General features: G+C 54.7%; 2 protein-coding genes. Both read left to right on the forward strand.

Features of this window, described 5'->3' with window-relative positions; translation table 11 throughout:
• On the forward strand, nucleotides 1–340 hold a 340-nt coding region (locus RSSM_RS22710), incomplete at its 5' end, for a DUF6966 domain-containing protein (protein ID WP_044303329.1).
• Between the two features lie 154 nt (nucleotides 341–494).
• Entirely contained in the window at nucleotides 495–986 is a 492-nt protein-coding gene (locus tag RSSM_RS22715) for a hypothetical protein (protein WP_044303330.1), read from the forward strand.
• The last annotated feature ends 165 nt before the right edge of the window (nucleotides 987–1,151 follow it).

Consider the following 1,151-nt stretch of genomic DNA (forward strand, 5'->3'; position numbering starts at 1 on the left):
CTTGAGATCAATGAATCCCGAACACCGCGCCGCTCAACTGCAGACCTTGATCGAACGGCTGCGTCGTCTCGTGCCAATCTTGACCGCCGACGCTGACTGCGTGTGGGCGCGCCACTTCGCCAACTGCTTGCATCGCGCCGAGACATTCGCGGACGGTTTCACTCAAGACGATCTCAATGGACTGTCTTCGTCCGTCATGAGCGTCTACGGCGGTATGGGCAGCTTCAACGACTATGTTGCGTACGGTGCAGGCGGTCGTCCCGTTGATGGTTTCGCTGGCCTGTGTGGTGATGTGTACGACGCTGCATTGAACCTACGAGTGATTGAGGCTCAACCGTAGCGCCCGGCGGACAACATGGTTTTTACGCTAGGCCTGCGGCACACCTTCCATCTTTGTCAACGCTCGCTGGCCTTGGTACAATTTCCCTAGTTCAGACATCGCTCGCTTCGTTTAGGGCGGTGTCGTAGAAACCTTCCGTTATCCGCCTCAGCCTATGGATAATTCGCGATATGACCGCCAATGTCCGCGGTGCGAAACCACCTTCGGTGCGGTCACTGAACGCGGAGTGTGTCCGAACTGCAAGCTCTTCTTTCGCCGTGACCGTGATGGCCAGCTCATTGGCGTTATTCCAACGTTTGTCTCTCCGTTGCAATTTGACTGGCCCTTTGAACCGGTTGACGAACTTTGCGCCGCGACGTTTGAAACCGTCCACTTCGGCGGTGGCCCGATCTTTCAATCGGAGCGTAACGATGGCTACCCTAACCTCGCCGTCGTCCATGCCCAGCTGATCGCAAAATTCGACGCTATCACCAACTCAGTTCGCCCGCATCTGCCGGACAATACTTCGTTTGATGGTGACCTCGACTCGCTTCCAAAGTGCTACGATGATGCAACGTCGGCTAAACTTGTATCGTGGGATCATGGTGATAAACACTATCAGCTCGTCTGTTATCTCACGAGTGATGGTGGACGGTTGACGTCGTAATTGATCGCAACGCTGATTGGCACTCCAGAGGCGGATAACATGGTTTTTACGCTAGGCCTTCGGCACACCTTCGTTGGTAGGCAACGTGCGCTGGCGTTGGTACAATTTACTGTAATTCAAACTCCACCGCTTCGGTAACGGCGGTGTCGTAAAAACCTTCCGTTA

The sequence above is a fragment of the Aporhodopirellula sallentina SM41 genome, assembly GCF_000346505.1.
Taxonomy (GTDB): Bacteria; Planctomycetota; Planctomycetia; order Pirellulales; family Pirellulaceae; genus Rhodopirellula; species Rhodopirellula sallentina.

Bases quoted from the DNA above. Each gene is read 5' to 3' on its own strand.
- RSSM_RS22715 (WP_044303330.1), top strand. From the start codon at position 495: ATGGATAATTCGCGATATGACCGCCAATGTCCGCGGTGCGAAACCACC.